Origin of the sequence: Bradyrhizobium sp. 33ap4 (genome assembly GCF_032654765.1) — a bacterium.
GTDB lineage: Bacteria > Pseudomonadota > Alphaproteobacteria > Rhizobiales > Xanthobacteraceae > Bradyrhizobium > Bradyrhizobium australafricanum.
On sequence record NZ_JAUMTJ010000012.1, the window covers coordinates 132,299 to 159,042 of the forward strand.

The window sequence follows — 26,744 nt, forward strand, 5'->3', positions numbered from 1 at the left end:
GTCTGAACTATGAGCGATGGCTTTGACCGTTCTCCTGCGGTTTGCTTTCTTCTCGGCCTCCCGCGATCCGGGACGACACTCCTGGCGCACTTGCTCCAGCACCATCCTGACATTGTGGCTCCGCCTGAGCCCTGGTTTATGTTGGCACTTGAGGCATTTGGCAGGGTCGATCAGCGACATCCGGCAGGATCCTCGCTGATCGAGGCTGCCACATCCGAATTTTTGGGACGGATAGATCGCACGTTGGTCTGCCGGGCCTTTGCCGATACTGCGTACAGCCAGTATCTGGCGGCAGCGGGCAAGCGCATCATCATAGACAAGACGCCACGCTACTGGACGGCGCTGGAATTTCTTGAAGCTGTCTATCCAGAGGCGCCACACATCCTTCTGATGCGCAATCCCTATGCCATCGCGGCTTCACTGAAATCAACGTGGGGTATCCCGCTCCGGGCAGAAAACTCCCACCCGGTCAGCGTATCTGCTCTCGCTGATCTCATGCTCCGCCTGCCCGATGTCGTCATATCGTCGCTCGCCGATCTGGTTCTTGGCCTTCCCAGGCTCGCCGCGCACCGCACTCGGCCGCGGACGCAGCTAATAAAATACGAACTGCTCGTGGCGCATCCCGATCAGGAAATCCGGCGCCTGTTGGTTGCGCTTGGCTGTGATTCAGCGGTTGCCGTATCCGCGGGAATGGAACAGGCGGATTATCTTCGATCCAGCCGCTTCGGAGACCGGAAAATCCTGGAGCGAAACGCGGTCGACGAAAGCTCTGTCAAAGCATGGCAATCGCAATTGAGCGCCGAAGAGATGCAAACGGTGACCGATCTGATCGGCGCCGAACTTTTGATAGAACTCGGATATGAGCAGGAGCTGCTGCATGCACAGCAAGCCGGAGTGGTGGATAGGGGAGGAGAGGTAACCGAACTCTATCGTCGGATATTCCAGATCTGGTGGGATTTGCGCAGTGGCAAGGCAGGAGCATTATCCGGCTCATCTCAAACAGGTGAGCCAGTCGGCACAGGTCCGAAGATTTCAAAGAGCGTTCGTTCAGCATCCAGCAGCTCCATAGTGCGGCAGACGCAAAATCTGTCGGGCACCAACGTCGAGGAGGATCTGCGGCTGGCGGACTCAATGGCGGCTCGGTTGCAACACGTGCTGTTGACCTCAGAAGCTGAGCGCGCCGCGGGATTGGATGCTATTCAAAATCGCGACGCGGCCATCAAGATTCTACGCAGCGAGATCGAACGCCTTGAGCAGGCCCTCAATATGCCTTAGGGTGATCTGGATGCTTGCGATCAAAACACGCTGGCTTATTTAGCTAGTACTTAGCCCGCAATGAGTTGATCTGCGCGCCGGATGGCTGGCGCAGGCTAGACCTCATCAGCGGTGGAATGCGCTCCGGTCTGCGGCTCCCGGTTGCACTCGTGCTTGACCTTGCAGCGAGCCGTGCCTCATGGCGAGCAGCTTTTTTCGCCACCGGTATCTCATCGGGGCTGCGGCCGTAGACCGGCGAAGAACAGAGATCCTGCATCGAAAAGAACATATGCTGCCCAGACATCTGCGCCGTCTCGAAGCTGAATCGATCGAAATCATGCGTGACGTGGTCGCCGAGTTCAAAAAGCCGGTCATGCTTTACTCGATCGGAAAAGACTCGAGCGTGATGCTGCACGTTGCGATCAAGGCCTTCTATCCCACAAAGTTGCCTTTTCCCCTGCTCCACGTCGACACGACCTGGAAGTTCCGCGAGATGATCAACTTCCGGGACGCCACAGCCAAGCGGCTCGGCCTCGACCTAATCGTCCATGTAAATAAGGAGGGCATCGAGCGCGGGATCAATCCTATCGACTCCGGCTCCGCGCTTCATACCCAGGTGATGAAGACAGACGCCCTGAAGCAGGCGCTCGACCTCCACGAATTCGATGCTGCTTTTGGCGGTGCCCGACGTGATGAGGAAAAGAGCCGCGCAAAAGAGCGGATTCTGTCCTTCCGCTCGGCAGGGCACGTATGGGACCCTCGTAACCAGCGGCCGGAACTCTGGAATCTGTTCAACACTCGGATTCGCCAGGGGGAAACCATGCGCGTCTTTGCACTGTCGAACTGGACTGAGCTCGACGTCTGGGAATACGTCATGCGCGAGCAGATTCCGGTCGTCCCGCTCTACTTCGCAAAGCAAAGACCGATCGTGCGTCGAAATGGCGCGATGATCATGATCGACGACAAGCGATTGCCGCTTCTGACCGGCGAGGCGCCGCAAATGCGGATGACCCGTTTCCGTACGCTGGGATGCTATCCGTTGAGCGGAGCCATTGAATCCGATGCGACAACGATCGAAGACATTGTCGCAGAGATGCAGACCGCGACAGTATCGGAGCGTCAGGGCCGCCTGATCGATGCCGATGAAGCCGCTTCGATGGAGAAGAAGAAGCGGGAAGGCTACTTTTGATGCTTGCCAAACCGATAACGCAATCTATCCAAGCCAAGCCAAAGGATCAGCTGCGATTCATCACATGCGGCTCGGTCGATGACGGGAAATCCACGCTGATAGGCCGGCTGCTGCACGACAGCAAGATGATTTACCAGGATCAGATGACGGCGTTGGAACGGGACAGCGCCAAGCACGGCACTACCGGCCGTGAGATCGATTTCGCGCTGCTCGTCGACGGGCTTGAAGCCGAACGAGAGCAAGGCATCACGATCGATGTAGCCTATCGTTTCTTTGCGACGGAGCGGCGCTCCTTCATGGTGGCTGATACACCCGGCCACGAGCAGTATACCCGCAACATGGCAACTGGCGCCTCAAATGCTCAGCTCGCCATCATCCTCATCGATGCGCGTAAGGGCGTGCTGGTTCAAACCAAGCGGCACTCGTTCATCTGTTCGCTCCTTGGTATCCGCCACCTCGTCTTGGCAGTGAACAAGATCGACCTCGTCAACTACAGCAAAGAGACCTTTGATCGGATCGTCGCCGACTATGTGGCCTTTGCCGCAGATCTCGGCTTCGATACGATCGTCCCGATCCCGATCTCTGCCAGGTACGGCGACAATGTCGTCAACCGCTCTTGCAACACTCGCTGGCACGATGGTCCCTGCCTGCTCGGCCAGCTCGAGAGCATTGGGATCCGCTCCGACAGCTCCCGGCAGGCCTTCCGCTTTCCGGTCCAGTGGGTGAACCGGCCGGACCTGGATTTCCGAGGTTACGCCGGATCCGTGGCTTCAGGAAGCATCTCGGTGGGAGACGACATCGTTGTCGCAGCGTCCGGACGAACCGCGCGCGTCAGGCGGATTGTAACTCAAGACGGCGATCTACCTTGCGCCGAGGCGGGCGATGCAATCACGCTTACTCTTGAAAGCGAAATCGACATCAGCCGCGGCGATCTCCTGGCATGCCCAACCGAGCGACCGGAACTCGCCGATCAATTCGCCGCTCATCTGATCTGGATGGATGAGGACCAACTCGCTGTCGGACGCAACTACATTCTGCGCATTGGATCGCAGACCACAGCCGGCAGCATTACTGCGATCAATCATCGAATCGACGTCAATACGCGCGAGCATCTGGCAGCCAGGACGCTTGGCCTAAACGAGATCGGATTTTGCAATGTCTCAACCGCATTGCCCGCGGCGTTCGATCCTTACGAGGTCAACCGCAAGACCGGATCATTTATCGTCATCGACCGATATACCAACCGCACGGTCGCAGCCGGGATGATCGCATGTCCACTGCGGCGAGCTGCCAACATCGCTTGGCAACCCCTTGCAGTGGGACGCAAGGAGCGGGCCACTCTCAAGAACCAGAAGCCTTGCATCATTTGGTTTACCGGCCTGCCCGGCGCGGGAAAGTCGACAATTGCCAACATCGTCGATCAAAAGCTGTTTGCGATGTCTCGGCATGCCATGCTGTTGGATGGAGACAACCTGCGGCACGGATTAAACGCGGACCTCGGCTTCTCCGAGACCGACCGCATGGAAAACATTCGGCGTACCGGGGAAGTTGCCAAGTTGATGGCGGACAGTGGCTTGATCGTGATTTGTTCGTTCATCTCGCCTCACAGGGCCGAACGAGATATGGTGCGCAGTCTGGTTGGCAGGGAGGAGTTTGTCGAAGTCTTTGTCGATACACCGATCGAAGAATGCGCGCGGCGCGATCCCAAAGGTCTTTATTCAAAGGCGAAGTCCGGAAAGATCAAGAACTTCACCGGCATCGATGCGTCCTATGAAACGCCGACAAGACCTGAAATTCATCTCAGGACCATGGAGCAGACGCCTGAGCAAATGGCCCAAGCTGTGATCGATGTCTTGGTGGCGCGCCAAATTCTTGACGGTTAGTGATTATCGAACCTATCACCTCGTATGCCACCGTTTAGCACGATGTGCGCCTCACCAAGCCGCTGGCCCGGCCAAGGCGACTCGGGTTAAGCACGGACATCAATGGACTCATGCTCTAAGGAACAAAATGGTCGCGTCCACACGTCGATTACCCGCTTCTGGTTATGTGCTCGAAATCGACGGTCAATTGAAAACCGAATTTGCGACCAGAGATGGGGCCTTTGCAGGAGCGCAGGAGCTCAAGAGGCGCCGTCCGATGCTCCAGGTCAGGATCTACGACGCCAGAACAAAGGCCAGAGAAGAAGTCGGGCTTCCAGTAACTTGAGTTTTTCGCTTCACGCCGTTTCTTGCGCGTATGGCGTGCGCCGCGCTCTCCTGATCAAACCTGTGCCCGGCTGAAGCAGCGGAGGAATTGAACACAGGTGCGGAAGCATCGCCAGCATCGGCTGGCTGCAGTCCAGCGCTTGGAGTTTGAAATCTGTACGAGATACTCCAGCGCCCTGACATAAACTACGAGACCGCGCAGCTCGGCCACGAAGTTTCGATCGCTCGTGAGTTTGATCGAAAGCCGGGGCAGGCACCAGGATCAGCTGTCACGCGATATTCTCTCGACGTCGACCGGAAGCTCGATGCCGTACCTGCCTGCTGTCTCGCAAGAACGCTGTACTGGCGATCACGTCAGCTTGGCTCCAAAACGCGGCGCCACAGACGCTTAGCGTGCTGCGCGTCAGCTTTTCGTCAGCTACCTCGCTTAGCATATTACAGTTTCGACGACCCGAGTTTCCGAATCCAATCTCACGTTGATCGGGGGCGGAAACGAGCAGTTCAGCGGCGGCCATCGCGGTCCGATATGTTCACTCATGGCCCAACTCTCAATTTCCGCGGTACCTGCATTCGGATTTCAGCTCAGCGATGCCAAAATGCAGTCGCCAGAGTTGGCGATGGCCCAGGACTGGTTGTCGTACGGCCGGCGCGATCGCCCGGCCGGCGCCCGGCTCGGACATTGTGGGTCATTGCGGCGGGCGCGATGTTGGGCAGATTTGCCATATCTCACCTCTCGATCGCCGCGGCCGCACAGGAGATCCGTGCGCAGTACGCGTAACGCAAACGGATGTGGTATGGCCGCCCGAGGGCGAGGCAGGGGTCTCGGATATAGAAAGCCGATGGGATTCAGCGGTCGTTGGCGCTTGACGCTCTGCGCGGAGACAAAACCACCGCACTCATGATTTCGCTTCGTTCTAGATCCGATTTCTGGTCCGGTTAGATTCATAAATCGACCTGCGCCCACCCGTGAGAGATTCAAATGCTCCGTATACGAAAGCGCTGCGGGCGAACGGTTGGGGCCGCTGAAACCAGGGACGCCGTACCGTCGGCGCTCCAAGCTAGGCCCATCGCGCTGGAATTGCGCTGAGGGCAATCGGCGATGAAAGCATTAAAAATTACTTACTACGAATCATTGCCAGCGAAACCGGGGTATCTGACACATAACCGCTGCGAGACGACGCGTGAATGAAGACATAGGTTGCAAAAGTTGCTTTCAAATCGACCCTATCGACCTGCTGCCCGATGAGGGCGCCCGGCAGCGGTTCGAGGCGATCGTGGATCGTGCAGGGGACGCGCGCTCAACGTGGTCGCCGCTTGATGAGGAAATGCGCGCGACTCGTGCCGAGCTTCACCGCGTCGAGACCCGCCGCAAACAGCTGATATTGGCCCGCACCGCCGGCGGCCCCGTCGCGGACAAGGAGAAGGCGCAAATCCGTGACTTGGACTTGCAAGCCGCCGGATTCGCTGAAAAGTTGCGTTGCCTCATCGGTCGGGAGGCGACTGCTGCCGCCCGTATGCGGAACTGCGAGAGCCTGGCGTCACGCTGCCGGGCCTTTCTGGCTCGCAGTGGCCTGCGGTCGGGCGTGCGTCTTACCTCGATCCCACAAATCGCGCTGTCGGAGATTTTAGGGCGCGACGAGCCGATCAGTGAGGCCCTCAAGCGCTTGCGCCTGCGTCTTGGCGAGCTCGAAGCCGATGCGCACCGGATTCGCAGTGCGCCATTTCCCAGCGAGGCAAAGAAGCAAGACGCGGCGGTTCTGATCGCACGACTGGCGGAACGTGGAGCGCCGTCTATCTCGGCCATGATTGATGACAACGCGCGTGAGATCAAATGGCCGCTCATCCTCCAGGAGCACGATCTGACGGCTGTGGTCCTCGGTGCGGACACGCGGGTTGTGGGCAGAGCATCTGGCCAGGTTCCCGATGTAATTGGGCTGCTCTGTTGGGTCCTTCGTGACACCTTGACCGAAAAGGTGAACGAATTGATCGATACCAACAGCGACGATGCTGCCGCGCTCCCGGCGGATGAGCGTGAAAAGCTGCTAACTCAGATCGAAGCTGACAAATTGATGACCGAACGCAAAGAGGCCGCCCTGGTACAAGCCGCGCAGGCTGCGGGCGAGGCCATCGAACACCGCGATGGCATCAGCGTTCTGGCCGCGCTTCAGCTCGAGCTGGTCACGCAGACACTATGACGACGCGGCCGCGCAAAATATTCTCTATCAACTGGCACCTAACTGGTTGTCCATGAAGGAACGCGGAGTTCGGCCTGCAACGAACCGGATCAGGCGACGATTTGGGGAGGGAGTTCAAGCTTTGCCAGCGGAAAGCACAATGCTGGTTGCGGTCTTTCCCTGAGACTATTTCCTACGCGCCTCTTCGGGCTTCTCCAAAGCCATTGAGCGAGCCGCCGATGCGCAGACGGAAAGGCGTGCGGGCGGCCAGGAGAGGCCGCCCGCGTTTGTTGAACTTGGCCATCTCGGGGGCTGCGTGAATGTATGAGAAGCCAAGTCCACGCGACACTCCCAGCAACTCGCGTGCCAGACGGTCCGACCTCAAAGAGGTGCGGGCTGTCGTGCTCAAGGAAAGCGCACGGACGGCGGTGCGCCGCTCGTGCGAGTTGCGTCACGAAGGGGCTTTCTCCGAGCCGTGCCTAAGCTTGGCAAAAACGAGCCATGTTAGTCATATAACGACAACGAGGAGCAAAACGAGGCGCTTGTGCACCTCATGCGGTGTCGGCTTTCGAACGGGCGTGTCGTCAACCCGGCGTGCACGTCTGCAGCGCTTGCGAGTAGCGCAGCGGTGATACGCACGTTCGCGACGCGCGGTTCCACTCGGCGAGATACACCTCGAATATCCGTAGCTTGGAACCCTGTCACATTGCCGAATCATATTTCTTGTACTTGGTTGTCGTGCCTAAGACTTCCTCCCGGTCATTGAAGCCGGCGCATCGAACTCCAATAATTCCACGAGGCTTTCTAGGGACCACTGGTTGGGCGAGCCGAAGCTGACGTCGGAGAGAGCTTCCCTGGTGGATTAGCGTCATGACCCCGCAAGCTAAACTGTGTGCTTTGTTGAGAGGTGTTCTGGATGATGCCGTCGCGATGGTGCCCGAAGCAAGGCGGACGTCATCGTTGAAGGCATGCATCGCCGAAAAAGTACTAACTCTAGCTGCACAAGGCAATTCGGATCCAATTGTGTTGACACGCCTGGCCGTGCGGAGCGTCCAGGAAGCCTGTCGAGGCTGCTACGGATGCGAAGGGCAGCAGCCCATCGGTCAGTGAAAGTTCGATCATGACCCCCAACACGATCGCAAGCGCTTTCGCACCGCTTGAGCAACTTGCCAGCCAGTTGATTCCTCATATTCCACGGGAGGACGATGCCTCGCACGACATTAGCCATACTCTACGAGTTTGGAAGAACGCGCGAACAATACAGGCGATCGAGGGCGGCGATCTCACGATCCTGGTTCCTAGCATCCTTCTTCACGACTGCGCAGCGGTTGAGAAGGAGTCTCCCTTTCGTTTTCAGGCATCTCGGCACGCGGCCGATAAAGCGTCGAAGTTGCTGAGGGAACAAGGCTTCTCGGCAAGCGCTATCGAGGCCGTTGCGCATGCAATCGAGGCCCATAGCTTCTCCGCAAATGTGCCTCCTCGAACGTTAGAGGCAAAAATCGTTCAAGACGCCGATCGGTTAGACGCAATCGGAATGATTGGGGTGGCTCGATGCTTTCACCTTGCAGGTCGGCTAAGGCGGTCGCTTTATGACGTCGGCGATCCTCGCGCTCGAAATCGTCCGCATGACGACAGGAAATTTGCAGTCGATCATTTCGACACCAAATTGCTCAAGCTGGCGTCGGGATTCCAAACCGCGGCTGGAAGATCCCTAGCAAGACCCAGGCACGAGCGCTTGGTGCGCTATCTGGACGAATTGTTTCGGGAGATCTAGATCGGGAAAAGTGTCGGGGTTTTCAGAAGGTTGTCGCGCTGGTCTGATCAGAAGACCGTGCAACTCACCCCGTCTAGTGCCGGGTCTGATCAGTATAGAGGTTCTACTGCGTGAATTCGGCTGGAGTGTTCTGACTGGCCAGAATTCCTTACGAGGAGAAAGACCAAGCGGTGCAGGCAGTGTTGGCGATTGTCTCAGCGTCCCGCCAGTACCTAGGCCAGCATTTTAGGGCACGTTACGTACAGGCTTCGAAGTCCCTCACTTACACCTGCTCTTTGGTGGTGAGCTCCATCGTCCCCCAGTGCTCCGGCGACATCCCAACGCAGCATTTTGGTCACCACCACCTTCCGTTCGCATAATGCGTCAGATCGCATTCGACTATTCTCCCCACGTAAGCATATGCCTCATATTTTGGAAGCATTGGGCGCGCCGCGCCTTCTTCGAGCGTTTCCTCCACCAACGGCCGCATCAAGCTCGGCGACGAGCGCGGGATCAGGCCCCAAATAGTTACGAGAAAGAATAGCCTCTCTCCGGTCCACGACAGCGGACAACACTGGGAAACCATCGCAGCATTGCTGCAGACAGCTACGACGTAGATCTGTTCGCATGGCTCGCCCCGCACTCGGCGGTTTGCTCCGCCGGGGCTCAGCAAAAGTTGTCGAGCTGATCGCTGCAAAAGGTCCCGCCAATCGCAAGCCCGAGCCTGACTGGACGAGACAGGGGACCCCCCGTTCAGACGCAATGATGACATGATGGCGGACATGTAGAGCGGTGGCGGGCACTTCCAAGGCATCGACCTTCAAGGAAAGTAGCAAAGGCGGATAACTTGTATCCCGATCTGGAGTTCGGCGAGGGCGCGAAGCGAATCGAGCCAAATCCTCGCAGGCAGAACGTCCTCACCCCTGATTTCGCACTGTGGACACCTCTGAGCACAGCTTGCCGCCGCTCCCTGCAATCTTCTGCCAGCCTTCGCTTATCGCTCCGCGCGGACGTGCACGTTAGAAAAAAATCACATGAGAAGAGTTCGGAAGAGGGTTGAAACGCACCTAACGTCAAGTTGTACGATCTGAAAATAGACGGCAAAGGTCGCCAACGTCCCGAACTCTCCAGCGAGTGACAGTATGCGAATGTCTCAAGCCTCACGCAGGATCCGGCGCGTCAGCAGCGGCACGCATAACGGGCGCCACGCGCGAATTGACATCCGCGCGCGATCGGTCCGACGTGCACTTTTATCTGAACTTCAACGTTCGCCTGGATGGCACAGGTCGGCCGTAAGCCGATCAGCCGACACGTCTAGCTTGCTAGGCAAGATGTTGAAGGCGCTGGATCGTTGCGTGCAAGACGGCTGGACAAGAGTTGCGCTTCGCGCCGCCTCGGTGCGCAAATGCGGCGGCAGAGCGAATTCCTAGGAGAACTGAATGATATCGATGGGGCCTTGGCGCCGTGCGGGCATCGCTGTGCATCTGCGGATTGATGTGCATGTCGTGATCGGCCGAATTTTCGATGAGTTGTCAAGCGCAGCGCGTCTGCGCCGATGGCGCTTCGCCCAATAGCAGATGACGCGAGGGGCTGCATGCAAGGTGACTCAAGTCGCGGCACCCCTCCAGATTCGTCGACGAATACAACTTAAGGGGATAGTGTGACAAGACAGCGCTCTCTGTTGACGCCTGGTCCGTTGTCGCTGTCGCTGGCGGTCAGGAGCCAGATGCAGCTCGATCTCGCATCGCGCGATTGCGAGTTCAAGGAAGTGACCGCCCGCATGAGGCGGCTGATGCTCAATCTGCTGGGAAAGGCCGCGGATTATTCCGTAGTCCCTATTCAGGGAGGCGGCTCCTTTGCAATGGAAGCTGCTCTGTCCTCGTTCGTGTCCAAGGGGGACAAGCCGCTCGTTTGCATAAACGGCATCTATGGCGAGCGCATCTTCAAGATCCTGCGGCTGTGGGGCGTCGACGCGCTGAAGCTTGTCAAACGAGCTACCGAGCCTTTGGACCCCCAAGAAGTTGCTGAGCATCTGAGCCGAAATCCCGGCATTACCCACCTGTGTCTCGTGCATTGCGAGACGACGACCGGAATCGTCAATCCGCTGGATGCGATCGTCGAAGAGGCGAAGCGGCGTGGTATCAAGACGATCGTCGATGGTATGAGCTCCTTTGGCGCGATCGATGTTGACCTGAGCCGCGGTGGGATAGACGTCCTGGTGACGTCGAGCAACAAGTGCATTGAAGGGCCGCCAGGGGTCGCTTTTGTCATCGCGTCTCGCGAGCTGCTAAGAAACGCAGTCCAAGAACCGAGGTCGTTTGTGCTCGACGTGAGAGACCAATGGCTCTCGCTCGAGCGCTCCGGTGAGTGGCGATCGACCCCGCCCACCCACATCGTTCAGGCAACGACGAGGGCCTTGGAGATTCTGGAGGGGGAAGGCATCGATGCCCGGCGCCGCAGGTATGAGAAGGTTAGAGACGATCTCGTCCAAGAACTCGAAGGGGTAGTGTCTCCCCTGCTGTCTGCCGACTTGCAGTCGCCGGTCTGCGTCGCCTTCAGTGCGCCATCCGGCATCGCCGATCAGGAAGGATTTGACGGGCTATATCGCCATTTGGCGGCCCACAACCTTTACATCTACTCGAAGTTGCACCTCGCGACGCGGAGTTTTCGGGTCGGTTGCATTGGCGAGATCCAACCCAGTTGGATCGAGCAATTGGGGTGCGCCTTTCGTACATACTTTCGGTCTGGTCCGGTTCCGTGCGCGGGGGCGGCGTCGGCCCGGGAGGCTTGCGAGCGTCGCATCGAGACGTCATCGCCGTCCGCAAGGATCTCGCAGCTCCCGTTCTCTGCCGAAACTGCTGTTCTGCACGCGGGCTACCGACGTGATCCGGTGACCAAAGCGGTCGCAGTGCCGATCTATCAGAACACGGCCTATGAACTCGATGGCGATCTGAATCACATTGCGGATGTCTACAACGTCAAGGCGGATGGGTTCACCTATACGAGGATCATCAATCCGACGACCCGTGCGCTGGAAAGAAGGTATGCCGCGGTCGACATGGGACGCGACTCGCTCGCGGTCGCATCGGGTCAAGCGGCGACGTTCCTTGCCATCGTCAACCTGTCAAGCGGAGAAGTGGGGGACAACGTCGTCGCCTCACCGTACCTCTATGGTAATACCTGGAACCTGCTCCACAACACGTTGAAGCGTCTTGGTATCAGCGTCAGGACGGCGGACCCTCGCAGGCCGGAGACTTTCGAACGTGCCATCGATGACCGCACGATCTGCCTATTCGGAGAGGTGATTTCAAACCCCTGTCTGATTCCGCTTCCGGTCAAACAGCTGGCTGAGATCGGCCGAAAGCACGGCGTTCCCTTGGTTGTGGATAATACGACGACCCCGCTGGTATGTCGGCCGTCAGATCTCGGCGCGGCGATTACGACCTACTCCGCCACGAAATATATCTGCGGCCACGGCACGACGCTGGGCGGTCTGCTCGTTGACAACGGCAAGTTCAGCTACCGGGGAGCCTCCCGCTTTCCATTGTTCAACAGTCCTGACGAAGCGCATGGCGGGATCATCTGGCGCAACGCCTTGCAAGATGTTGACGATCTCGGAAAAAGCGAGGTTCTTCTGAAGGCTCGCATGACCTGGTTGCGCGACACTGGCGCGGCCATTGCCCCCTTTGCGAGCTTTCAGCTGATCCAAGGCCTTGAAACGCTGCCCCTTCGCATGAAGCAGCACTGCGCAAACGCCAGCATCGTGGCCGACGTTCTTAAGGCGCATCCGAAAGTACGTCGTGTCTTCTACCCGGGGCTGTTCGAAGGAGCCGACCGGGAAACCGTCGACCAGACGCTCAATCCCGCATACGGACACGGCGCGATGGTCATGTTCGAGGTGGAGGACGAACAGGCCGGGCGCAAGTTCATCCAGAACGTCGACCTGATGTATCACGTTTCGAATGTGGGGGATGCACGGACGCTCGTGACGCATCCTGTTTCGACGACCCATACCACCGTTCCGCGGGAGAAGCGCGAAGCCGCCGGCATATTTGGCGGTTCGATCCGGCTTTGCGTCGGCATCGAAGACGTCAACGACATCGTGCGCGATCTGGACAGGGCGCTTTCCGCAATCTGACAACTTGTAAGGCGATCAGGAAGAGGTTCTCATGAATCAGACAGACGCTTGGAAACTGAGGTCGTCCCGTTATGAAGCGGTTCAGTTCAGCCGCGAGATCAACAAGCAACTCTCAGAACTGAGGCCCGACAATGTAACGGGAGTGGCCTATATCGCCAAAGATTACGCTGTGATTGCCGCTTGCACGCTCGCGACGGTCTGCGTCTCTTGGTGGCTGTACCCGGTCGCCGTCCTTCTGATCGGCGCCTACCAGCGCGGTCTGACGACGATCGCTCATGATGCGGCTCACCGTACGCTCGCGAAGAACACGACCTGGAACTACGTCCTCGGCATTCTGTTCGCCGCCTATCCCCTGTTCCAGCGCCACTGGGCCTACCGGATCTCGCATGTCTATCTGCATCATCCGTATCTCGGCGACCCGGAGAAGGATCCCGACCTGAAATTCTTCATGGCCAATGGTGTTTACGACGTCCAGCCTCCCGAGCGGTACGCCTTCAACATCATCTGGAAGCCGATATTCGGTGGGGCGACACTGGCCTATCTGAAGTATCTCTGGACCAATCGGTTTTCGATCACGGATGCCGAGGACCAGAGCCGCTCAGGCATCCTTGTCGACAAGTATGGCTTCTATCTCTTCTGGATCAGCATCCTGGGCGGGTCATATGCGCTTGGGCTGCTCCACATCGTGATCCTGTTTTGGATCGTGCCCTATCTCACCACGTTTCAGGTTCTCGGGTGGTTTGTCGAACTCGCCGAGCACTCGCCGATGTGCGAGACCGAAACGAAGAACGTCTATCTGACCAGGAACCGGAAAGGGAATTTTCTCGAGCGCGCCATCCTTGGACAGAATCTGGATGAGTACCACCTCGAGCATCACCTGTCGCCGGGCATCCCGTTCTGGCTTTTGCACAAAGCCCAGAAGATCCGGATGCAGGATCCGGGTTACGCAAAGGTTGCCGCGAGCTGGGGAGGGCTCTTCGTCAAGGGGCCGCAAGGTCAACCCAGTGTTATGACTCAGTTGAAGGAGCGAAATCGACGCTTGTATGAGCAGTCGGTGGCCGATGGCCATGCAAAGGGACAGGTGGCGTGACATTGCAGCGGTCAGACAAGGCTCGCGCCGTGGTCGGCGTCACCTCGAACCGCCTGTTGGTCGATGGCGTGCATCGCGACTGGCTACGACGCAAATACGTCAAGGCTCTCCTTCATCATGCGGGCGTGGCCTGCGTCATATTGCCGACGATCGACGCTGAAGATGCGCGGGGCGATGCCACCCGGGCGATCATGAACGCGCTCGACGGCCTCGTCTTGACAGGAGATGAATCGAATCTTGATCCGGCCGTCTTGAAAGCGCCTGCATCCCATCCAGCAGCCGATCAGCAGGATGTTGAGGATGGTATCCGCGACCGCCCACGGGACAGGCTGTCTGCGGTAGCCATCGATAGGGCCATCGCGATCGGAATGCCGATCCTGGGCATCTGCCGGGGGCTGCAGGAGCTTAACGTCTATTTCGGCGGCACACTCCATCCATCGCTGGCGGAATGGAGGCTGGGAAGTGCCCTGATGCATGCCGAGAAGCCGGATCGTCCAAGAGACCGCCAGTACGATGCCGCGCACAGCGTGAGGGTATGCTCCGACGGTGCGCTTTTTCCGATCGCGCGCGCCTCCGAAGTGCAAGTGAACTCTCTGCACAATCAAGGCATAGAGGCGCTTGCCAGCGCGCTGAGGCCGGAGGCGTGGGCGCCTGACGGTCTGGTCGAAGCCGCTTCCGTCGTTGGCGCGCCGACGCTGCAAATCGGCGTGCAATGGCACCCCGAATGGCACGTCTCAACCGATCCCCTGAGCGGGCGGCTGTTCACGGCATTTGGAGAAGCGTGCGTTGCGTATTGCCACGCCAAGAAACACTAGAGGCGGATTGTGACGTTTCAAACCAAGCGCGGTCCGTCCAGGCCGAAAGACGAATCGCTCGGAACCGATGCACAAGGATGGTTGTGGGCGCGCGCTGTGTCGCGCCGCCGGCAGGGGAAAGGCGGACGATCGACGAGACGCTTCGCTCTGGGAGTTCTCTTTGTGGCGCTTTATGTCGTCCTCAGCGCCGCAGGCGAGGTTTATGCGGCATCGTATTTTCAACAGGCGGATGTTTTCGTTGCTCTCCTTGTGTCCTGTGCCGCGGTGTGTCTGACATTCAATCTCCTGGCTGGTCACGATAAAGGCAAGCCGCGAGTTACGAACTCGGCGCTTCTGGTCTTCGTGTCGCTCAACTTCGTGACCGCGATCAGCTGGATCGGGTTGTTTATCGGGCTGAAGTACGCGGAGCCTGCGATCGTTGTCGCATTCATGGTTGCGCTGGGACCCGCGGCAACCATTTGGTTGAACGCGCTGATCAGAAGGCAAGGTACCCCGCCGGGCTCCGATATTGTGGTCAGCGTTCTGATCGCGGCGATTGGAAGTTACATGATCTGGGTCTCGGCGAGCGGCAACGGGGGCATGGAGTGGGGGTCTCGATCGTCCTTCGGTCTTTTCTTGGCAATCGTGGCCGGCCTGTCGCTGGCGCTTACAAACATACTCGTCAAACTGCTGTTCGATCGCGGATTTTCTGGCCGACAGGTGTTGGCGCATCGCTTTTACGGAGCAATTCTCTTGCTGCTGGCGCTGGTTGACCAATCCTCAATCATGCTTGAGCTCTCGCGGCATTGGCTTGCGGTTGCAGCGATCGGGCTGTCGACGATCATCGTTCCTTTGCTGTTGATCCAGGAAGGCCTTCGCCGCGTAGAGCCCTTCACGGTCAATCTGGTCCTGTCCACCGCGCCTGTCATCACATTCCTGTTTCAGTACTTTGATTCTCGCATCGTGCCGTCGCCACATACGTTCGTTGGAAATGTTCTTATTACGGCTGTCGCCGTCGGCAACGTCTGCTTGCAGTACCGGAGGTCCGCATGAACGAACGGAATTGTGTAATCGTCGACGCATATTCGACTGGCCGATTTCTGCCGGAAGAATTCAAGCAGTATGGAATTGGAACAGTGCATGTGATGTCGGCTGCACAGATTCCAGCCATCTTCCAATCCCATTTCAATGCGGATCTGTATGACGAAGTCATTTGTCCGCCCCAGCACATGGGGTACGAGGAGATCGTCGAATATCACCTTAAGGCTCTCCATGGCAGGGAGCTGGAGTTCGTCATAGCGGGGTGCGAGACCGGAGTTGAGTTGGCCGATTCCATCTCGGAGCGGCTGGGCCTACCCTCAAATGGGACCGCCCTTTCAGCCGCCCGGCGCGACAAATCGCGCCTTTGCGAAGCGTTGGCCTCGGCAGGTGTGCGATCGATCAGACAAGTGGTGTCCGACAATGCTGGAGAGGTCACAAACTGGAAGCGTGAAGAGAACTTCGAAGAGATCGTGATCAAGCCGCTGAACAGCACAGGCACGGAAGACGTGTTCTTTTGCTCGACGGATGCGGATGTTCAGCGCGCTGTGACCGCCATCGTCGGCAAGACGAACCGGGTCGGAGCGTTCAATAAACTGGCGCTTGCACAGGAAAAGATAAACGGCCAGCAATATACCGTAAATGCCGTCTCGATCGACGGAGATGCCTTCGTCACGGAGGCCTGGACCTATGACACCGTGCCCGTCGAGGGCGCTTCGTCGGTCTGCTCACTCGAGCGGTTGTTGGGTGGTAAGGAGCCAATCGTTCAGGAGCTGTCCGACTATCTTATTCGTGCGTTGCAGGCGCTTCGGATCGCCGACGGGCCTGCTCATGCCGAGATCATCGTTGATGATCGGGGACCGGTTTTGGTCGACTTCGGAGCGAGGCTGCAGGGAACCATGTCGGCGAAAGCTCGGACGATGGCTTTGGGCCATAACCATTTGACGCTCACGGCTTGGCGCTACGCGGATCCCAAAGGCTTTGCTGAGTATATGAGGCGACGCGGGGTCTACAAGCGGCAGGCTCATGCACTGTGTGTCTCGCTGATTTCCGACATGGGCGGCGTTGTGACCGGTTATTCCGGACTCGATGAAATCCGCAAGCTCCCGAGCTTCGCGGATGCCATTGCATTCGTTCCGATAGGTCAAGAACTGGTTCCGACGATCGACTTGGCGTCGACGCCAGGCATTGTGTACCTCGTGAACAACGACTTGATCCAGCTCGAGGATGACTATCGCCAATTGCGCGCGATGCGGATGAACCAGGTCTTCGATTTGGTGGCGCAGGAAGCAAACCAATGACCGACAGCCGGGTAAGTTGCGCGAACTCAGCCGGCGCGGCGATGATCGGCGTGAGTGACTTCGATGGCATTCTTCGAGGCAAACACGTTCTCCGAGAAAATCTCTCGGGTGGGGACAAGGTCATCAAGTTCTCCGAAGCGGTGCTTGCTTGGGATTGTTCCGACCGGGTCATTCCGGTGCATTTCACGCAAAAGCCGCTGTCGGCATTCGGAGACGCCGATCTGCGTATTCTCTCAAGTACCGGCCGTTCAGTATCCTATGTCGGCGATCACTATCTCTACCTCGCCGAGTTTATGGGCGCGCATGAGACCGTCTGTCCGCGCGGCATTCTGCGTAGGGTCCTGCGTAGGGCTGCTCACCACGGGTACGACTGCACTGCCGGGTTCGAGTTTGAGTTTATGCTGTTCAAGGAGAACGCCGACACGATCGAGGACAAGCCGTTTGACGAATGGGCTCCGTTCACGCGCGGCCCGTTCGGCTACTCGATTGCGCGTTCTCTCGCGCACCAGGATCTGTTCGGCGAGATCCTGTCGCTTTGTGAGAAGTCCAGAATACCTCTCAGCGGGCTGCACTTTGAGACAGGACCTGGCGTGATCGAAGCGTCACTTCATCATTGTGATGCCCTGGAAGCTGCCGATCGAGCAATCATGTTCAAGTCGATGATAAAGGCCTGGGCGCAAACCCGAGGCATGATGGCCACATTCATGGCCAAGGTCTCCGAGAAATGGCCGGGACAGTCCGGCCATATTCACATCTCGGTGTCCTCGGATGGACAGAACGCTTTTTACGATGGTGACGCGTCCCGCAACGTCTCGAAGCTCATGACGCAATTCATCGCGGGACAACTGAAATACATGAATGATTTCTGTGTGCTCGCTGTGCCGAACGTCAATAGCTATAAGAGATTGGTACCTGGCTGCTGGGCACCAATTTGCCCGAGCTGGGGAGTTGACAATCGCTCCTGCGCGGTACGGGTCATCCCGGGAGGGCCGTCTGCACATCGTCTCGAATACAGGCTGCCTGGGGCAGACGTGAACCCATACCTCGCTCTCGCATCCTCCATCGGCGCGGGGATGTTGGGTATCGAGACAAATGCGGCGCTCCCGGCTTCGACCGTCGGCGATGCAGGCGCGGAGATCTGCCTTCCATCCGGGAGACTTCCTCAAAGTCTGTCAGAGGCAACATACCGGTTTGCACAATCTCCGGCAGCCATTGATGTCTTCGGAGAAAGGTTTGTTGAAGCCTTTTCTTGCTCCCGCCGTTGGGAATGGGAAGCCGTTCAACATCGGGTCACCGACTTTGAACGTCGGCGGTACTTTGAGATCATTTAGCTTGAGCTTCACAGTTGGACGCTGCTGCAACCATCTGGTTGATAATTCGCGCCACTGGTCGGTTTGGTGGCCAACTATTTTACTCACCTCTCGTTCGACGCAGAACATCGAGGATGCTTCCGAGAGAGGTGGTGGACGCGCGGCGCCTCTTTTCGCCAGGAAAGACAGCGCCGCGAGGGTCTAGCAGCCAGGTCCGGCAACAACGGCTCCGGCATATCCGGCGCCGATCATCAGCGGCACCATGATGATAATCAGCTCGTCGACATGCCGACGATTGGATGCCGGTATCATCATCACCAGCAGCACGATCAGCACCAGCTTGAGCATTGCGATTGGCGACGCCGGCAGCCCAGCGGAGGCTGGCGTCCAAGAGCCGTCAAACCCGCTGGCGATCGCCGCAAAATCGCTTGCGTGCGCCGAGGCGGGCAACGATGCGGGCACCGTTTCCAGCGTGACCGGCGTTGCGGGAGTGGCGCTCCGAGATCCGTTTAGCCTCCGCTTCCTGGCCGTTATCTGCGGCGCAGGGCTCTTCCTCGAGGGCTCGCCGGATGCACGACCACACTCGCAGTCCGGATGTTAGACGCCTCGAGTTCGCCTTCAACTGCCAACCGCTACGGGATCTGGCGTGCGCTATGCGGAGCGCTCCGCGCCAGCTCCCGTTGCCATCCATCGCCCAACCGGGCAAATCCAAAGTCAGGGGCGAACTCAGGACTGGATATAACTTCAAAGCTGCGAGCATTCGCCCGAACCCACCGTTGTTGGGACTTGCCGATGAGAAGTCCGATTTCGATCCGGTAAGGTTGGGATCGCGGCAGGCGGCGGTCGGCCGCATCCGAAGGTCCGCGGCTGTCGGAGAGCTTCACCTGTTCCAGCGGTCGTCCAACTGGGGGCGCCCTATCCAGGCCCTGTTAAGGCACCGCGTTGTCCAGCCCAGCTGCCGCCTTCCGTGCAGTCGCGCTTGAGCTTCCTGGTAAGGGCCGACGTAGCGAAGCAGGGTCGGTATTTTGGGATAGATGCGTCGTATCCGCGCGACGGCACGCTCTGCGGCCCTCCTGTCGCGTTCGTCCAAGTCAAATCCGAAGCCGGTGCGCAATCGGTCCGGCAGCAGCTCCGCACTGAGGGTTTGGTACCAGCGCGGCGGACGCAACCATGGTCGTGAACCGGTGAATATCTGTCGAGCCGCCTCGCGCGCGGCGGTGCTGACCGACAATGTGTCCAATTGCATCATCCCCGCTGTGTAGGCCGCAAATGCATCCCAATCCGCCGGTAAGTCGCTCGACGTCAGCCCGAACAACGCCCCAAACAGCCGGCTTTCGGCCCAATAGCGCTCGCGCTCTTCGATGGAGAATGGCGGCAGGATCAGGTCGTGGACGGTCAGAGCGGTGTCGACGAGCGTCGCGTGAACCCAGCGCAACGCTGCGACCTCGTTGGCGCGGTAGGGCGAGCCGCTCTCGAACCGACCGATTGCTTCGGGCAGACGGCCGACGATCATGGTATGGCGATGGTGCAGGTGCCGGGCAGCGGTAAGGGCCGCGTCGAGCGAGCCGAACACCATCGTAAACACCACATTAAAAGTTCGATGGAAGCGACCGATCGGATCCGCAAAGCTCCGCGAGTGCTCGAGGACGGCCGCGGCGACCCAGGGATGCGCCAGCTGAAGCAGCAAGGCGCGACCGGCGCCCAAAAAGGTGATGGCTTCCCGGTCGATCCGCCACGTCATCGAGCCCGGCCCAAAAATGCCCTCGACTGGTCCCGCGGCCCGAGCCCGGACGAAGTCAAGAGCAAGTTCGATGTCGCTTTCGGAGACCAGATGCGCACCTTGGGAAGCAGACGAGGGGTAATTTCACTGATCTGTGCAGTCTATCGCGATTCAGCAAACCAAGGCTCTCTCAACTTGTTGCATGATGTCCACCTGCGCGGAATACCGCCGCCGGGCATTTGGTCGTACCCCATGCGGGTAAGACTGAGCCTGTGGCCGCCGCCGTTTGTTGAAGACGTATTATGCGCCTTTGCGGGCTCATCTAAGCCCATCACATTTCAGCAGCGTAGTCGTCAAACCCGTCTTTGTCGTAGGTGAGCGCCGAATCCGCAAACCAACTTGGCCTGTTCGCGCGGGGCGACCTAAGCGAGCGCGACTGGTTGGCTTATGAGAACCGCGATGGGGGGCTTCAAGGTCTGTCCACGATCATGACATGATCTCCGCGGTGCGCACGGCCGATCTCGCAAGACCTTCGGCTGAGGCAAATGCGCGCGGGCGGCTTGGGGGGACCACCCGCGCTAGTCTGGGTGGAGGCTTAGCCCTCTCTTGGGGGCGCGAATGTATGAGGAGCCAAGCCCAGACGTCTCCCAGCAACTCGCGTGCCAGACAGTCAGCTGCGCAGCCTCTACACAGGTAGACCATGAGCTCAAGAAGCGCGGCGCCTGGGACGACACCACGGAAAAGCGTGCAGCGGCTCGGCAGAAGCCGCCCGCACTTGCGCTACGAAGCGGCTTGAGGGCCGTCATTGAGCAACCAAGCCATGCGCGGCTCAGCAATCAGCGTGCCAGATAAAGTAGAACGATGGAAAAGACGTGCTCCCTTTTCAGGCCACGTCAGCTACCTGCCTGCGCGCTTCCGGACATGCATGTCAGTAACCCGACGCGGTCGTACGAGATCGCAGGGTATCGGTCCTTATGCAAGAAGCCAGTGATCAAGATCTGGCAGTCCCAATAGACGTGCGTGCCCCCGTCATTTGCAACGTCGATAGCCGGCCTAGATGTGAGCTGAACCTCCGGCCGCGGCGCGCGACCGAAGGTTTGTCCGGACCGGGCTTCGCGTCAGTGCCGCTTGTCACTTATTGGCGTATTGCTGGTCGGGAATTCATCAAGTGTCTCCTTGTCCTGCGGTTGCCGCCGGGGTTTCTTTGCGCCCTTGATCGACTTCCTACCCAGTTTTGCGCCCGGTGTCCTGAGCTTTGGCGACGAGTCCTCATCGTCGCTCATGCCGCTCTGAATGCTCGTAGTTTGCATGCCTTTGCGAGCCTTGGCATCAGCGGCGAAACTCTGCGCAATGACGGGGTATGCAAGGAGAGCCGAAAGGCCGCATGCGATTACGGTTGTCTTCACTAGGTTCATACATGTCTCCTGTATTGATTTGCTTGTGACAGAACGATGATTGGCATAACGCCGCGCCGCCCGCTTGCGCCGTTCGCGACTCTGAGAGTACGAACGGTGCTGCTTCAGTATCTCTCGTATGTGGTCATCGTTTAGGAGATTTCGGGTAAATTCGCGAAGTGACCATCTCATGTGTGGCGGTACAATACATCCGTATCGACGCGTGACCTTGCGGTACTCTGCTCACGATGAGGGGAAGTCTTGCGCGGCTGATGGATGTGACCTGCCCGACCCGTCAGCAGACGTCAACTCTGCCATCTCGAGGCTAGGTGTTTAGCTGGAGACAGCAGCAAGATTCGCGACCTCGCAGTTGTTTTACCGCGCTCGAATTATGTTGCCTCATGCGAGGAAAGTCTTTGGCTAATTTGCAGATCGTCGCCGTGACTTAATGCAGATCCAAGAAGGGCTGTCTTAACCGTGCATCCGATGAGGAGCATTCACGATCGCACAAGTATTCGATGACTCCATTTTGTGCTACATCCGTCTCCAAAATTTGCTGTGACCGACAGTTTCAAGTCTACGCCCTGACGCAACGTGAGGTTCAAGCGATTTCTGCAGTTTTGATTGCCAGACCTAATTCCGTTTCTGCGGCCGCTTTTTCAGCATCGTTCCGCAATCACCTTCGCGCACCACGTGGGACAGGCGAGTGTCACGATCACTTTTGAGGAAATCGGGTTCACTGATTGCGGAGATAGGGCGCCGATAACTTCGCGGATCAGCGGATCGTCCTCGACGAGAGGTACGCCCCTTGGCGCCTCACTTGGGATAACGTCGCAACGCATGTTGAACGGTCTAATTGCGGCGTCGTTGCCGACGCGGGAGCGGCACCGGCCATTCGTCACTGGAGGGTTCGACCGGTCTTATGCCGAGGGATTCATCAGACGTCGCGCGGAGTCTACGATGCGGCGATTGCCGCGCCATCGATGAGCGGCGTTCGAGTCCTGGGACGGGGGGGATCGCTGCACTAGAGTGTCGCGAAAGAGATGGAAGTCGCAGACGTGGTCGCCGCGACCGAAGCCCGGCACCGTGCTCGCGTTCCTGCTGATCGAATGGCCGCTTCGCTTCGCCTCTCGCCTCGCCGGCAGATCTCGGCGGGGGCGGAGGCGCCGGCGGGGGCGAGCGGATCTTTGGGCGAACCCGAAGAAGCGAACGCTCCTGGGATCGGCGGCAAGGAAACCCGCAAGGCTGCGCAGGAGCTCGAAGGAGTAGCGACGGTGAGAGACCGAGCGGCACCGGGCAAACGAGGTGTGCGCCGAGGTGCGTGAGAGGTGGGAGAGGGCCGCGAAGGCGCAGGCGGAAATGGACAGGACCCGACGGGATGGAGGAGAAGGCGGGTGCCCTCGAGGCCGAGCGCGCGGCATTGGAAGAGCGCACTCGAGGCCGAAGACAATCGCTGGGAGAAAGCAGGGAAGACCTCAAGTCGGCTCTTCGCCGCGCAGGGGGGCCATCGGGCCCGCGGGAGAAGTTCACTCCGCCTTTGGTATGCGTCACTTGCCGCACTTTGTGCAGCAGCCCGGAAAAACTTGCGGATGCGGCCTTCTCAGGCTTCCGCCGAAGCCGGAGAAAAGCGGCGAAGGCGCGCTGCAGGTCGTTTGTTCCTATTGGCGTAGAACTCCCGCCCGCAAAATTCGCCGTTAGGCTTCGCCGTTTGGACGTCTGGATTTGACAGAGGACCTTGGCGGCGCGTGGAGCGTTGGGAAAGGTACTTACCTTTCCGATCTTTGCGACATGTTCCAGATAGCTAGATTTTCGCCAAGGCGCCTGGGCCACAGGCCAAGCGTTTCAGTTACTGTCCGACCGACTAAACCGGATGTCATCATCGCGCGTTCTATAGCGGGCAACACGGCGCCTGCTCCGGAGCAGGTGGCGCGCGCCCTGACCTGGGGCGCCGACGAGAAGGTTCTTCTGGTCCTGGCAGCCGCCGGCCGGCTTGCTTCCCGTGGGCGTGAGGCGCCGCTGCGGCGAGCAGGCAACCATGCTCTGCTCGTGACAGTCGGGGCGACCCTGCTGCCCCATGGTTTAAAACTAGTGTTCGATCAAACCCGGCCGGACCGTCGAACGGTAATCGGGCATGTCCATGGCATCCCGCTTTCCGGAAAACGAAAAGATGCTTTTCCCTCAGGCCATGCGTTGCACATGGGCGCGCTGGCATCGGCGGCGAGCGAGTTGCCGGCCGGTCTCCGGCGGGCGATCCGCGCGATTGCGGTCGGGCTGTCGCTCACCCGGATCGTGATCCTTGCCCGTTGGGCGAGCGATGTCGTTGCCGGCTTCGCGCTCGGGGCGATTCTTGAACGGGTCCTCAGGCTATGGACCGGCTACCCGAACGGAATTTCGACGGAGGATGATCATGCCGACTCTTGAAGACCTGAAGGGATACATGGAGCGCGCAACCGGTCTGCAGCGCCCCGGCCAGCGGAAAGCGATGGATTTCGCGCGAGCGCGAAAGCCTCACACGGTTCGCTTTAAGGACGATGGTCTCATCCCGAACCATCCGCGATGGCCGCTCATTATCTATCGAAACGCCGTCGCGTTCGATGAGAGCCTGGACGCTGCGGCCGTGATCGAAGACCTGTTTGAAGCGAACGGCTGGGGAGACAGCTGGCGGGATGGCATTTACAGCTATGTGCATTATCACTCCAGGATCCATGAGGCGCTCGGCATCGCGAGCGGCAAGGGCCGCGTTCGGTTCGGCGGCAACAAGGGCAGGATCTTCACGCTGAGGGCTGGAGACGTCGCGGTTCTTCCCGCCGGCACAGGCCATCAGTGCCTTTCCGCGGACGATGAGTTCCTCGTCGTCGGGGCATACCCGCCGACCGGCACGTACGACGAGTGCACAAGCGCCGAACACCGTCGGGGGGCGCTGAAAGCCATCCCGAAGGTTTCGGTGCCGCGTAAGGATCCGGTCTATGGGGCCGGCGGGCCGCTCTTGAAACTCTGGAAGAAATCCAAATGACCGAGTACGTCATCCGCTTCCTCCTCGGCGGCGCCGTCGTATCGGCCTTCGCGATGCTGGGGGATGTTCTGCGTCCAAAGAGCTTCGCAGGCCTGTTCGGAGCGGCGCCGTCGGTAGCACTCGCCACGCTCGGAATTGCGCTGTATCAGCACGGGGTCAACTACGCCGCCTTGCAAGCCCAGGCCATGATTGCGGGAGCGATTGCGCTCGCCGTTTACAGTGTCGTCGTCTGCCATCTGCTTGTCCGCACAAAGCTGCGAGCGTTGACGGCCACGTTGCTGTCACTGGTCATTTGGCTCATCGCCGCCTTCGGGTTGCTCAGCTTCACCGGAGGTCAGACGTGAGCCCGATTCGCTTTTCGTCGTCATCTCTCAAGCAAGGCCGTTGGTACGAATATCTTATCCGCTTCGCGCTCGGCGGCGCTGCGACCTTTTTGACCGGCCTCGTCAGCAGCCGCTATGGAGCAGTCATCGGTGGCGTTTTTCTTGCCCTTCCGGCCATATTCTGCGCGAGCGCGACGCTGATTGAGAAGCACGAAATCCGCCGCAAGCGCGAAGCGGGTCTCGCCGGCGAGCGCCGCGGGCAAATGGCGGCCGCCGTCGATGCCGCCGGCGCTGCGCTCGGCGCGCTTGGCATGCTGGCCTTTGCGGTCGGTTTTTCGACGCTGATCTTGCGCAGCAACATCCCCGCCGCTTTCATCGGGGCGTCCCTCGCCTGGCTGACTATCGCGGTACTGGCTTGGTACCTGCGCCGGAAAATGCGATCGATGCGGACAGTGCAACAGGCAAGCGGCTCCGCGAATTCGCGAACTCGATAGGATCGTTGGATGGTTGGCACTGTTTCTTCAGTCCGTAATGAGGAAGCGCGATCTCATGGCCGAGTTTCTTTCGACGCTTGTCACTCCCAAAACGGCATCGGTCCCTCCTGCTGGCAGCGGATGTATTCGGAACGATAGGTTGATTTACAAGGCTCTATTGCAATTGGGGCGCAGACGAAATCCCACACGCCATTCAGCTACGCTGTTAGGAGAGGGGCCGCCGGGTGCGAGGGCGTGGGGCTGCTGCAGATCATCCATGGCCTGCACCCGAAAGGGGTGCTGACCTTCAGCACGTCACTCGTGGAACCTTTGAGGAAAGGCGCTGTTGGCTCGCATCACAACTGAGGAGGAAGCCATGCCGGGCCGGAATAAAACACTTGAAGACCTCTTCCTGGAGACGCTCAAGGACATGTACTACGCCGAAAGGAAGATACTCGTTGCGTTGCCAAAAATGGCAAAGGCCGCGAAGTCTGACCAACTGCGCGCAGCATTTGAAAAGCATGCCGGCGAGACGGAGGAACAGGTCCAGCGTCTGCAGCAAGTTTTCAAAATGATGAAACAGGCCCCCAAGGGCAAAACCTGCCCCGCTATCCTCGGGCTGGTAGAGGAGGGCGAGGAAGTGATGGAGGATTTCGAAGATTCTCCGGCGCTGGATGCCGGCCTTCTCTCGGGTGCTCAGGCCGTCGAGCATTACGAAATATCGCGCTACGGCACGTTGATTGCCTGGGCTGAACAACTGGGCATGAAGCCGGCGGTCCAGCTCCTTGAGCAGACCCTTGAGGAGGAAAAGAAAACCGACGCCGCGCTAAACAAGCTGGCGGAAGCCGCGATCAATCGCAAGGCAGCTTAGAAATCAGCCGGGCCGCTCGTTGGCCAGCCCATGGCTCGCGCATTGAATGGCTGTGTCATCTTCCTCTGTCTGGGCGGCGCGCCGCCCGGATTGCATCCGCTTGGCGTCGTCCTGGAAGTGGCCGAAGATCTTCGGCCCCGCTTGCCGCTCTCGGCGCGGGTGGGCAACAAACCGCTGTTGTGACATGAGCGCGCTTCCCAGCGGGACAGTATGTCCCAGTGCCAATGGCGGCATCGACGTAGCTGCTGCCCCAAATCTCTGCAGCCTTTGCAATGGAGCCACCTTGGCATCATCGGCAGCGGGAACCGCCTGGCAGCGGTTCCCTTCTTTCGCTATTTTTTGCCCTCGCCGACCGTAGGTGCGGGCTTGTCGAGATCCTGCGCCATCTCAAGGTGATGCTTAAGCGCCGGCAGGGTCTTGCCGGCCCAATTCTTCAGATCCGCGTTGTCGCCGCCCTTGGCATAACGCTCGAACAGGTCGACGGCATCCTTATGGGCGCTGACCTGCATCGAATTGAACTCGGAGCTGAAGTCGTTGCCGTTGGCACCCTTGAGCTTGTCGAGCTTGCTTTGATGCGATGCATCGAGGGCGCTGGGCAATTCGGCCTTCAACTTGCCGCTGGAGACTAGTGGCTCGTCACAGTGATTTTGACGGTTTGATACCGAGCCAGCTTAGGATCGGCAAGTTCTCTGGCGGCACGAG

Annotated in this window: 20 protein-coding genes and 2 pseudogenes; 17 read left to right on the forward strand and 5 right to left on the reverse strand. The window is 59.0% G+C overall.

Translation table 11 applies throughout. The features are described 5' to 3' along the window. Window positions 1-9: 9 nt before the first annotated feature. The 12 genes and pseudogenes from Q2M23_RS11790 (at window position 10) to Q2M23_RS11845 (ending at window position 18,269) form a co-directional block, all read left to right on the forward strand. Complete coding sequence (locus Q2M23_RS11790) at window positions 10-1,275, forward strand: sulfotransferase (protein WP_316395662.1); 1,266 nt, start codon at window positions 10-12, stop codon at window positions 1,273-1,275. Between the two features lie 268 nt (window positions 1,276-1,543). Next, window positions 1,544-2,443: a sulfate adenylyltransferase subunit CysD gene (cysD, locus tag Q2M23_RS11795; RefSeq protein ID WP_316395685.1), complete on the forward strand. Its 900-nt coding sequence runs from the start codon at window positions 1,544-1,546 to the stop codon at window positions 2,441-2,443. Continuing rightward, the gene (gene cysN, locus Q2M23_RS11800; RefSeq protein ID WP_316395663.1) at window positions 2,443-4,326 is read left to right on the forward strand and encodes a sulfate adenylyltransferase subunit CysN; all 1,884 of its coding nucleotides are present in this window, start codon (window positions 2,443-2,445) and stop codon (window positions 4,324-4,326) included. The genes cysD and cysN overlap by 1 nt, the downstream gene beginning before the upstream one ends. 1,505 nt (window positions 4,327-5,831) lie before the next feature. Next, a complete protein-coding gene (locus tag Q2M23_RS11805) occupies window positions 5,832-6,845 on the forward strand; it encodes a hypothetical protein (RefSeq protein WP_316395665.1) in 1,014 nt (337 codons plus the stop codon). Window positions 6,846-7,944: 1,099 nt separating this feature from the next. Beyond that, complete coding sequence (locus tag Q2M23_RS11810; RefSeq protein ID WP_316395666.1) at window positions 7,945-8,598, forward strand: HD domain-containing protein; 654 nt, start codon at window positions 7,945-7,947, stop codon at window positions 8,596-8,598. A gap of 424 nt (window positions 8,599-9,022) precedes the next feature. Next, window positions 9,023-9,185, forward strand: a pseudogene (locus tag Q2M23_RS11815) (IS66 family transposase); the annotation flags it as partial. Window positions 9,186-10,303: 1,118 nt separating this feature from the next. Continuing rightward, window positions 10,304-12,715, forward strand: coding sequence for a 2-aminoethylphosphonate--pyruvate transaminase (locus Q2M23_RS11820; protein WP_410469715.1), 2,412 nt, complete (start codon window positions 10,304-10,306; stop codon window positions 12,713-12,715). Between the two features lie 31 nt (window positions 12,716-12,746). After that, complete coding sequence (gene rtxC / locus Q2M23_RS11825; RefSeq protein ID WP_316395668.1) at window positions 12,747-13,805, forward strand: dhydrorhizobitoxine desaturase; 1,059 nt, start codon at window positions 12,747-12,749, stop codon at window positions 13,803-13,805. Next, window positions 13,802-14,620 carry a gamma-glutamyl-gamma-aminobutyrate hydrolase family protein gene (locus tag Q2M23_RS11830; protein ID WP_316395669.1) on the forward strand — a complete coding sequence of 273 codons (819 nt, stop codon included), beginning with the start codon at window positions 13,802-13,804 and terminating at the stop codon, window positions 14,618-14,620. The genes rtxC and Q2M23_RS11830 overlap by 4 nt, the downstream gene beginning before the upstream one ends. A gap of 162 nt (window positions 14,621-14,782) precedes the next feature. Continuing rightward, entirely contained in the window at window positions 14,783-15,652 is an 870-nt protein-coding gene (locus Q2M23_RS11835) for a DMT family transporter (RefSeq protein ID WP_316395670.1), read from the forward strand. Continuing rightward, window positions 15,649-16,938, forward strand: coding sequence for an ATP-grasp domain-containing protein (locus Q2M23_RS11840; protein WP_316395671.1), 1,290 nt, complete (start codon window positions 15,649-15,651; stop codon window positions 16,936-16,938). Before Q2M23_RS11835 ends, Q2M23_RS11840 begins: the two co-directional genes overlap by 4 nt. Then, window positions 16,935-18,269, forward strand: coding sequence for a glutamine synthetase (locus Q2M23_RS11845; RefSeq protein WP_316395672.1), 1,335 nt, complete (start codon window positions 16,935-16,937; stop codon window positions 18,267-18,269). Before Q2M23_RS11840 ends, Q2M23_RS11845 begins: the two co-directional genes overlap by 4 nt. Window positions 18,270-18,449: 180 nt before the next feature. On the opposite strand, the gene Q2M23_RS11850 is transcribed toward Q2M23_RS11845, so the two are convergent. The 3 genes from Q2M23_RS11850 to Q2M23_RS11860 all read right to left on the reverse strand — a co-directional run bounded on the left by Q2M23_RS11850 (window position 18,450) and on the right by Q2M23_RS11860 (window position 21,383). Beyond that, entirely contained in the window at window positions 18,450-18,596 is a 147-nt protein-coding gene (locus tag Q2M23_RS11850) for a hypothetical protein (protein WP_316395673.1), read from the reverse strand. 532 nt (window positions 18,597-19,128) lie between these two features. After that, entirely contained in the window at window positions 19,129-20,079 is a 951-nt protein-coding gene (locus tag Q2M23_RS11855; protein ID WP_316395686.1) for an oxygenase MpaB family protein, read from the reverse strand. A gap of 1,007 nt (window positions 20,080-21,086) precedes the next feature. Then, window positions 21,087-21,383: a hypothetical protein gene (locus Q2M23_RS11860; RefSeq protein ID WP_316395674.1), complete on the reverse strand. Its 297-nt coding sequence runs from the start codon at window positions 21,381-21,383 to the stop codon at window positions 21,087-21,089. Window positions 21,384-23,285: 1,902 nt separating this feature from the next. Between Q2M23_RS11860 and Q2M23_RS11865 the strand changes: the two genes are divergently transcribed. The 5 genes from Q2M23_RS11865 to Q2M23_RS11885 all read left to right on the forward strand — a co-directional run bounded on the left by Q2M23_RS11865 (window position 23,286) and on the right by Q2M23_RS11885 (window position 26,042). After that, the gene (locus tag Q2M23_RS11865) at window positions 23,286-23,783 is read left to right on the forward strand and encodes a phosphatase PAP2 family protein (RefSeq protein ID WP_410469716.1); all 498 of its coding nucleotides are present in this window, start codon (window positions 23,286-23,288) and stop codon (window positions 23,781-23,783) included. Beyond that, window positions 23,770-24,375 carry a cupin domain-containing protein gene (locus tag Q2M23_RS11870; protein ID WP_316395677.1) on the forward strand — a complete coding sequence of 202 codons (606 nt, stop codon included), beginning with the start codon at window positions 23,770-23,772 and terminating at the stop codon, window positions 24,373-24,375. The genes Q2M23_RS11865 and Q2M23_RS11870 overlap by 14 nt, the downstream gene beginning before the upstream one ends. Next, complete coding sequence (locus Q2M23_RS11875; RefSeq protein ID WP_316395678.1) at window positions 24,372-24,719, forward strand: DUF3147 family protein; 348 nt, start codon at window positions 24,372-24,374, stop codon at window positions 24,717-24,719. Before Q2M23_RS11870 ends, Q2M23_RS11875 begins: the two co-directional genes overlap by 4 nt. After that, on the forward strand, window positions 24,716-25,192 hold the full coding sequence (locus Q2M23_RS11880) for a DUF3147 family protein (RefSeq protein ID WP_316395679.1): 477 nt from the start codon (window positions 24,716-24,718) through the stop codon (window positions 25,190-25,192). The genes Q2M23_RS11875 and Q2M23_RS11880 overlap by 4 nt, the downstream gene beginning before the upstream one ends. 355 nt (window positions 25,193-25,547) lie before the next feature. After that, window positions 25,548-26,042 (forward strand): ferritin-like domain-containing protein, encoded by a 495-nt coding sequence (locus Q2M23_RS11885; protein ID WP_316395687.1) that lies wholly within the window; start codon window positions 25,548-25,550, stop codon window positions 26,040-26,042. A gap of 3 nt (window positions 26,043-26,045) precedes the next feature. Here the strand turns inward: Q2M23_RS11885 and Q2M23_RS11890 are convergent, their stop codons facing one another. Beyond that, window positions 26,046-26,228, reverse strand: a complete 183-nt coding sequence (locus Q2M23_RS11890; protein ID WP_316395682.1) for a hypothetical protein — start codon at window positions 26,226-26,228, stop codon at window positions 26,046-26,048. 146 nt (window positions 26,229-26,374) lie between these two features. Beyond that, window positions 26,375-26,671, reverse strand: a pseudogene (locus Q2M23_RS11895) (DUF4142 domain-containing protein); the annotation flags it as partial. Window positions 26,672-26,744 lie beyond the last annotated feature (73 nt).